Genomic DNA, 7,991 nt, shown 5'->3' with positions numbered 1-7,991 from the left:
TCTTGCGGATCTCGGCCAGGGTCTCGATGCCCGAGAGGCCGGGCATGCGGATGTCCAGGACCACCGCGTCGCAGGGGGTCTTGGCCAGCAGGTCCAGGGCGTCCTGGCCGCTGCCCGCGGTCTGGACCTCGAATCCGCTCTCGGCCAGGCGCTTGGCCAGGGTGGTGCGGAAGCGTTCCTCGTCGTCCACCAGCAGCAGTTTTGCGCGGTCTTGGCTCATGGCGTTCTCCTTGCGTTGGCCCCCGCGGGCGCCGGGGCCCGCGGGGTGTTGCTTGCTTGGGCGCGGGGGCGGGCGGTCGGCCCCGTCCGCGCGGGGATCAATAGAACCCTATAAGGGGCCAATAGATCATTACGCCGATGACGGCAACGAACAGCAGGCACAGGCACCAGGGCACGGCGACCTTGATGAAGTCCATCTGGGTGAAGTAGCCGGTGCTGTAGGCGATGATGGTCGGCGGGCAGCCGATGACCAGCATGATGAAGGACGTGGTGATGGGCGCGAGCAGGGCCACGGCCTTGGGCGACATGGCCAGCAGCTCGGCCATGGGCAGGGTCACGGGCAGGGTCAGCGCCACGGCGGCGGAGTTGCTCATCACGCTGGAGAGCATGGAGCCGAACAGGCCCATGCCGTAGTAGACCACGAAGGCGCTCTGGCCGTCGAGCAGGGGCAGCAGGGTTTCGGCCAGGTACTTTCCGGCTCCGGAGTTGAGCATGGACGCGCCCAGGGACACGCCCGCGCCGAACACGATCCACGACTCCCAGGGGAACTTGTCGCAGATGGTCTTGAAGGAGATGAACTTGGGCCCGCAAAAGCCCGCCAGGGCCAGGGCGGCCACCACGCTGACGTGCCAGCCGGTGAGGTCGGAGAAGGTCCACAGGGCGAAGGTGGCCACGAAGATGATGGTCACGCCCAGCTCCCTGCCGCTCATGGGCGGCATCTTGTCCATCTTCACCGAGGCGGGCAGCTCCTTTTCCTTGGGCCGGAACACCAGGTAGACGATGGCCCAGGTGGCCACGGCCACGGGGATGGTCAGGGGGAACTGGATGAGCAGGTATTCCATGAAGCCGATCTTCACGGCGCCCTGGGTGAAGTTTTGCAGCACCTCCACGGCCAGGGGGTTACGGCCGCCGCCAAGCAGGGTGCCGAAGCCGCCCGCCGACGAGGCCAGGGGGATGAGGATGATGAAGAACTTCGCCAAATTGCTCGACTTGCCCGGGGTCAGGCCCATGGCCCGCAGCACCGGGACCATGGCGAAGATCATGATGACCGTCACCGTGGCGTCGTGGAAGATGGTGGCCAGCATGGTGCAGCCGACGGCCATGAAGAAGCTCAGGCGCTTGACCCCGGTTCCGGCGATCTTGAAGATGTAGTACATCAGGCGGTTGGCCAGGCCGACCTCGTTGAGCACCACGCCGAACATGATGATCATGAGCACGAACATGACCGCCGGGCTGGCAAAGGGCGCCCAGGCGGCCGAGGGCTTCTCGACGCCGAACAGGATCAGCCCGGCGGCGGCGCACAGGGCGGTGACCCCGATGGGAATGGCCTCGGAGACCCACAGGACGATGACCGCCGCCACCAGGGCCAGAAGCTTGTGCCCTGCGTCGGGCAGGTTGGCGGGGGTGGGCAGCAGGTAGATGCCCAGGCCGACGGCCAGGGCGAAAAGGACCTTGATGACGATGAGTTTGCCGGGCTGCTCGGGGGTCGGTGGATCGTGGTCGTCGAGGAGCAGCTCGGCATCGTCCCGGTAGTCGGGATGCACATCTTCGCGGGTGGCAGTCATGAAAACCTCCGGTCATGGTCACAGGTTTCCAGGTGGCGCGCCGGGACCGCCGCGCTGCGGTCCTCGGGCATGGCCGGGGTCCGGGGGCCTACAGGATGCAGGTCTGCTTCACCCTGTGGACGATCTCCCGGTAGACATCGGAGAAACGCAGCATGCCGACCAGCTTGTGCCCGTCCATGACGAACAGCGAGTCGTGGCGGAAGAGCACGAAGCGGTGGAACGCGGCGTTCAGTGTATCGTCGATCCCGATGCGCTGGGACGCCTCCGGGGCGCGCAGGAAGTCCTTGATGCGCAGGTTGCGGGCGGTGGCGCACAGGTCGGCCAGGGGCGAGGACCAGAGCAGGGCCAGGTCCTTCATGGTGTTGATGACGTAGGTGCTGCTGACAAAGGCGCTGGCGGGGGCCGGGACGATCTTGTCGTAGTCGGGCTCCAGCCCGCGCACCACGTCGATGGGCGAGAGCTTTCCGGCAATCCTGCCGCCCTCGCCGCGCACCAGCAGGATGCGCTGTTCGCGCTTGCCGCTGGCGTATTCCTCCTGGGCCTTTTCCAGGGCCAGGACGGCCTCGGCGAAGGTCGCCGACTGATCGATTTGCGGGAACTTCGCGACGGGGACGAGGAAACTCTTGACCGAGTCGTGCATCTTTTCGCTCCTTTCCGGAGGCCGCTGGCGGCTCCGGTTGGGGGTGAAGGGGCTTGCCCGCCCCGGGGTGTTCCTTCGTTGTCTGGCTGCGGTTTTGCGTGATCCGGCGCCGAAGGTGAACCTTTTCACAAACGGCGCGGCGTGTTTTCGCGCCGGCCCGGCCCGAGCCTGGCGCAATGCGCCCCCCCCCCGGCGCAGGAAAACACGCGCCGCGGGGCGCCGTTTTTCGTGGGCCGCCGGGCCTGGCGGCGTGTACTGCGTGTTGCCGGATGGGGCGGCGGGATGCGTCATCCCCTTCGCGTTGCGTTTTCGTTCCGGATGAGTCGCAACCCCTCTGCGCGTTTTTTCTCACATACGTTTCAAGATCGCGTCAACAGAAAACGAAAAGATCAGATTAAAAAAGAAAAATTCCCCTGTATTGTACTAAAAGCACCAAGGCCCGGCCACGCGTGGCGTGGCCGGGTCGAGGGGCGATGCATCTTTTCTTAAACGATTATCCTGGTCGGGATGTTTCGTTTCGTTGAAGATGCATATGTTTCATTTAGTCTTGTTTTGTTTGTTTCCGTTTTCAAACCCTAGAAACGGATGTTCTTGAGCTGGGCGCGCTCCTCGGCCTTGCGCAGGCGCTCCTCGCGCTGGCGCTTGAGCTCCACGGCCTGGACGAGCTTTTCGCGCAGGCTGTCGAACTCGTGGGGCTTCATGAGGTAGTCGAAGGCGCCCAGGCGCATGCCTTCGATGGCGCTGGGCACGTCGGCGTCGCCGGTGAGCAGGATGACTTCCACGCCGATGTGGTTCTTGCGGATCTCGGCCAGGGTCTCGATGCCCGAGAGGCCGGGCATGCGGATGTCCAGGAGCACCGCGTCACAGGGGCTGTTGCCCAGCAGGTCCAGGGCGTCCCTGCCGTTGCCCGCGGTCTGGACCTCGAACCCGCTCTCGGCCAGGCGCTTGGCCAGGGTGGTGCGGAAGCGTTCCTCGTCGTCCACCAGCAGCAGTCTCGGCTTGATGTCGCTCATGTGCGTTCCTCTTGGTCTTTCCCGCCGGCCGGCGTCGGCCGGCGGGAGTTTGGGTTGCGTTGATGCGCCGGGGCCGCGTCAGCTCAGACCGAGCATCGGCCAGTAGAACAGGGCGCCGAGCACGCAGATGGCCAGCAGCAGCAGACACCAGGGCACGGCGACCTTCACGAATTCAACCTGGTTGAAATAGCCGGTGCTGTACGCGATGATGGTGGGGGGGCACCCGATGACCAGCATGATGAACGAGGTGGACATGGGCGCCAGCAGGCCGACCGTCTCCACGCTCATGTTCATCATCTCGGCCATGGGCAGCGTGATGGGCAGGCTGAGGGCCACGGCGGCCGAGTTGCTCATCATGCTGGAGAGCGCCGAGCCGAACAGGCCCATGCCGTAGTAGGTGACGAAGGGGCTCTGGCCCTGGAGCAGGGGCAGGAGCATCTCGGCCAGGTACTTGCCCAGGCCGCTGGAAAGCATGGCCGCGCCCAGGGACACGCCCGAGCCGAACACGATCCACGACTCCCAGGGGAACTTGTCGCAGATGGTCTTGAAGGAAACCCAGCCCGGGGTACAGAACCCGGCCAGGGCCATGGCGGCGACGACGCTGACGTGCCAGCCGGTCAGGTCGCCGGCGAACCACAGCACGAAGGCGCACACGAACACGGACAGCACGCCGACCTCGGCCGAGCTCATCTTGGGCATGGACTCGATCTTCACCGAGGCGGGCAGTTCCTTCTCCTTGGGCCGGAAGATGGCGTAGACGATGGCCCAGGTGGCGACGGCGGTCAGGATGCAGATGGGGAACTCGATGATGGCGTACTTGAGGAAGCCGATCTTGACGGCCACGCCGGTGGTTTCAAGGATGAACTTCTGGGTGATGTCCACGGCCAGGGGGCAGCGGCCGCCGCCAAGCAGGGTGCCGAATCCGCCCGCCGAGGCGGCCAGAGGGATCAGGATCACGAAGAACTTGCTCAGGTTGTTGCTCTTGTTCGGGGTGATGCCCATGGCCTTGAACAGCGGCAGGATGGCGAAGAGCATGATGATGGTGATGGTCGCGTCGTGGAAGATCGACGAGAGCAGCGTACTGCTGAAGGCGATGAAGAAGCTCAGCCGCTTCACGTTGGTTCCCGCAAAGCGCAGGATCCAGAACAGCAGGCGCTTGGCCAGGCCGACCTCGTTGAGCACCACGCCGAACATGATGATCATCATCACGAACATGACCGCGCGGTTGGCGTATGGCGCCCAGGCCGCGCTGCTGGTGGTGACCTTGAAGACGATCATCAGCGCCGTGGCCAGCAGGGCGGTGATGCCGATGGGAATGGCCTCGGAAACCCACAGGAAGACGATGGGCACCAGGACGGCCGCCAGTCGGTGGCCTTCCACGGGCAGGTTCTCGGGCCGGGGCAGCATGATGATGAGCAGGCCCAGACCGAGGGCGATGAGCAGCTTGATGATGATGGCCTTGGGGGACTGAGTCGGGCCCTGGGGCTCGTTCTCTTCCACCGCCAGTTCGTCCGGGGTTCTGTAATCCGGGTTGGGCGCATGGGTCGCGGTGTTGCTCATTTCGGACTCTCCTTTCAGATTCCTTGCTGGGTGGCGTCGGCAAACGATGCGCCGCCGCCGGTTTCAAGGCCCGGGCGGCCTACACGCCGCAAACGTTTTTGATTCTGCCGGCGATCTCGCGGTAGACGTCGGAGAAGCGCAGCATGCCCACGAGCTTCTGGTGCTCCGTGACGAACAGCGAGTCGTGGCGGAAGAGCACGAAGCGGTGGAAGGCGATGTTCAGGGTTTCCTCGGCCTCGATGACCTGCGAGGGGCCGGGCTTGCGCAGGAAGTCCCTGACCCGGGTCTTCTTGGCCGTGGTGCACAGGTCGTCCAGGGGGGTCGACCAGAGCAGGGTCTGGTTCTTCATGGCGTCGATGACGTAGCCGCTGCTGACGAAGCTGCTGGCCTGGGCGTCCACCAGGGAGTCGAAGTCGGGCTCAAGCCCGCGCACCACGTCCAGGGGCGAGAGCTTGCCCACGATCTTGTTCGCGTCGTCGGCAACCAGCAGGATGCGCTGCTCCCGCTTGCCGCTGGCAAACTCCTCCTGGGCCTTGTCCAGGGCCAGCACCGCCTCGGCGAAGGTCGCCGAATCAGAAATCCTGGGGAACTTGTCGACGGGGACGGTATAGTTTTTTACGAAACCGTTCATGCCTGTTCTCCTGGGTTGAGCCGCACGCGCCTTGGGCCGTGGGCCGGGTTGCAGATCCTTGTCCCTAACCCCGCGCTGCAACGTTTTCTGGCAGCGTCCATCTCGCAGAAAGCAGTCTCTGTGCCGAAATGCCCTGCGCAATGCGCGCTTGTTTTTGTCTCCCCCGAAATAATTGGACAAAATATTGATATTCTGTTCACAAGCCGTGCTTGTGCGCAGGGTGTCATGCGCATTTTGCGCGTTCTTGCGCGCTTTGCGGGGGCGGCGGGCCCTTGCGCGAACGCTGCGCCGCGCAACGACCGCCGCTTGCGCGTCCCGGGAGAGCGCGCGCCGGGGAGAACGGGGGAGCCGCTGCCGGAAAGGGGCGGGCGATTTGCGCAATGCGGGCCTTCGCGCAAATTGCGCGGGCCGGGGGGGGGGCCGGGAAGACCGAGGGAGTCGGGAAGACCGAGGGGGCGGGCGGGCCGGGGGGCCACACGAGGCAACGGGACATGATCATGGCCGATCGGGGCCGGGCGGGACCGGGGGGCCGAAGGGCCGGAGCAGGAGGGGATGTCGCGCGCGTCCGCCGCGGCCAAAGGCGCAGGCTGCGCCGGCCGGACGGACCCGGGCCTCGCCGCCGCCCCGCTCCGGGCCTGTGGCCCGCCATGTGGCCCGGTGGCTCCGCCAGTTCGTCGGCGGACCGGCGGACTGCCAGGTCGGCAGGCACCAGCCCGGCGGCGTTCCCCTTCGCCCGTCCGGCGGCGCATCCTCTTGCCCGTCCGGCGGCGTTTCCCGAGGCGCAGACCGAGACGACGACAGGGGCGGCGCACCCCCCTTGCCCGCCCGGCGACGTTTCCCCTTGCCGGTCCACCCCTCCCGAAGCCCCGCCCGCGTGCCCCGCAGGCCCATAAGGCCCCCCTCGGGGGCCGCTTGGGAAAGAAGTGGCTTGCGCAGCGTTTTCTGGTACGGTAAGCGTGAGACTCGTTCCGGCCTCGCGACGCGGCGCCCGCCTTTTCGCGCGGCCCCGCCGCGCCGCGGCGGAAACTGACAGCGCTTCTCTTCCTGCCGGACCCTCCGGCAGCGTCGTCCAAAGCCCGCCGGGGCGGCCACGGGGCCGCCGCCGGGCAGGCGTAACCGACCACAAGGAGGACCAGCGATGTTGTTCAAGAAGATTCTGGTGGGTGTCGACGGCTCCCGGCACGCGGAAAAGGCGGCCCAGTACGCCCGGGGCCTGGCCAGGACCCAGGGCGCCGAGCTGGTGCTGCTCTTTTGCCCGGGCAACGTGCCCGGGCTCATCGGCGGCGCCGCGCGCGAGCAGGTGGTCAAGGCCCTCGACGAGGAGGGCCGCCGGGTGGTGGCCGGCTACAAGGACCTCTGCGCCGGGACCGATGTCCGCTACAGCGTGGAGGTGCGCCTGGGCGATCCTGCGGGCGCCATCGTCCGCTACGCCGGGGAAAACGGCGTGGACCTCATCGTCATGGGCAGCCGGGGCCTCTCGGAAATCGAGGGCCTGCTCCTGGGCAGCGTGACGCACCATGTGCTGCATCGCTGCGCCGTCCCGGTGCTCATCGTCCGCTGATCATGGCGCAAGGGGAGCCAGCCCCTTGCGCTCCGCAACAGTTCCGCGCGCCGGACGCACCCCGTGCGGCGCGTCACGGCGGGGGCTTGGAGCCCCCGCCGCGCATTGCCCCGTGTCGCCAGGGCCAAGCGGCGCCGTCCGCTTCGGCAGCCCTTTGCGGGAGGGCTACCCCAACAAACCGGAGGAAAAAAACGTGTCCCATTCCCTTGGCAAGATTCACGCCTTCCTTTTCATGATCCTGGCCGTCGGCCTGCTGCTGCCCCAGGCGGGGCTGGCCGCCGGTGACGGCGATCTGCACCACATGGCCGCGGCCATCGGCACGGAACTGGGAGTGCCCTGGGTCATTCCCTTCGTCTGCATGCTCCTGTCCATCGCCATCTTCCCCTTGGCGGCCCCGCATTTCTGGCATCACCATTTCGGCAAGATCTCGGCCTTCTGGGCCCTGGCCTTCCTGGTGCCCTTCGCCGCGGTCTACGGCCTGAACCTCGCCCTGTACGAAGTCGTCCACGTCCTGCTGCTGGAATACATCCCCTTCATCGTGCTGCTCTTCGCCCTGTTCACCGTGGCGGGCGGCGTACGCCTGACCGGCCAGCTCGTGGGCAAGCCCGTGGTCAACACCGGCGTGCTGCTGGTGGGCACGGTGCTGGCGAGCTGGATGGGCACCACCGGCGCGGCCATGCTGCTCATCCGCCCGCTGCTGCGGGCCAACGCGCATCGCAAGTTCAAGGTCCACACCGTGGTCTTCTTCATCTTCCTGGTGGCCAACATCGGCGGCTCCCTGACCCCCCTGGGCGACCCGCCG

At 66.4% G+C, this 7,991-nt stretch carries 8 protein-coding genes; 2 read left to right on the top strand and 6 right to left on the bottom strand.

Annotated elements, in window-relative coordinates; all coding sequences use genetic code 11:
• From M0P34_RS11525 to M0P34_RS11500, 6 genes are all read right to left on the bottom strand, one after another.
• A partial coding sequence (locus M0P34_RS11525; RefSeq protein WP_291499207.1) for a response regulator occupies positions 1-220 on the bottom strand: 220 nt, incomplete at its 3' end.
• Between the two features lie 97 nt (positions 221-317).
• Positions 318-1,784: an SLC13 family permease gene (locus M0P34_RS11520; RefSeq protein ID WP_291499205.1), complete on the bottom strand. Its 1,467-nt coding sequence runs from the start codon at positions 1,782-1,784 to the stop codon at positions 318-320.
• Between the two features lie 88 nt (positions 1,785-1,872).
• Positions 1,873-2,424 carry a CBS domain-containing protein gene (locus M0P34_RS11515; protein ID WP_291499203.1) on the bottom strand — a complete coding sequence of 184 codons (552 nt, stop codon included), beginning with the start codon at positions 2,422-2,424 and terminating at the stop codon, positions 1,873-1,875.
• A 575-nt stretch (positions 2,425-2,999) separates the two neighbouring features.
• Positions 3,000-3,437 (bottom strand): response regulator, encoded by a 438-nt coding sequence (locus tag M0P34_RS11510; RefSeq protein WP_291499201.1) that lies wholly within the window; start codon positions 3,435-3,437, stop codon positions 3,000-3,002.
• 78 nt (positions 3,438-3,515) lie between these two features.
• Positions 3,516-4,997 carry an SLC13 family permease gene (locus M0P34_RS11505; RefSeq protein WP_291499199.1) on the bottom strand — a complete coding sequence of 494 codons (1,482 nt, stop codon included), beginning with the start codon at positions 4,995-4,997 and terminating at the stop codon, positions 3,516-3,518.
• Positions 4,998-5,076: 79 nt separating this feature from the next.
• On the bottom strand, positions 5,077-5,628 hold the full coding sequence (locus tag M0P34_RS11500; protein WP_291499196.1) for a CBS domain-containing protein: 552 nt from the start codon (positions 5,626-5,628) through the stop codon (positions 5,077-5,079).
• A gap of 1,138 nt (positions 5,629-6,766) precedes the next feature.
• Here M0P34_RS11500 and M0P34_RS11495 point away from each other — a divergent pair.
• Together M0P34_RS11495 and M0P34_RS11490 are read left to right on the top strand one after the other, a co-directional pair.
• Complete coding sequence (locus tag M0P34_RS11495; protein ID WP_291499194.1) at positions 6,767-7,189, top strand: universal stress protein; 423 nt, start codon at positions 6,767-6,769, stop codon at positions 7,187-7,189.
• Between the two features lie 301 nt (positions 7,190-7,490).
• Positions 7,491-7,991, top strand: a 501-nt coding sequence (locus M0P34_RS11490; protein WP_291499210.1) for a sodium:proton antiporter, incomplete at its 3' end; no start/stop codon positions are given.

The organism is Desulfocurvus sp. (genome assembly GCF_023230885.1).
Lineage (GTDB): Bacteria > Desulfobacterota > Desulfovibrionia > Desulfovibrionales > Desulfovibrionaceae > Desulfocurvus.
The sequence above is the reverse complement of the archived record's forward strand: the minus strand, read 5'-3'. Positions and strand labels throughout refer to the sequence as shown.

What these genes read in the sequence shown, in the direction of transcription:
- M0P34_RS11520 (WP_291499205.1), bottom strand. Translation starts at nt 1,784, where the DNA reads ATGACTGCCACCCGCGAAGATGTGCATCCCGACTACCGGGACGATGCC.
- M0P34_RS11515 (WP_291499203.1), bottom strand. Translation starts at nt 2,424, where the DNA reads ATGCACGACTCGGTCAAGAGTTTCCTCGTCCCCGTCGCGAAGTTCCCG.
- M0P34_RS11510 (WP_291499201.1), bottom strand. Translation starts at nt 3,437, where the DNA reads ATGAGCGACATCAAGCCGAGACTGCTGCTGGTGGACGACGAGGAACGC.
- M0P34_RS11505 (WP_291499199.1), bottom strand. Translation starts at nt 4,997, where the DNA reads ATGAGCAACACCGCGACCCATGCGCCCAACCCGGATTACAGAACCCCG.
- M0P34_RS11500 (WP_291499196.1), bottom strand. Translation starts at nt 5,628, where the DNA reads ATGAACGGTTTCGTAAAAAACTATACCGTCCCCGTCGACAAGTTCCCC.
- M0P34_RS11495 (WP_291499194.1), top strand. Translation starts at nt 6,767, where the DNA reads ATGTTGTTCAAGAAGATTCTGGTGGGTGTCGACGGCTCCCGGCACGCG.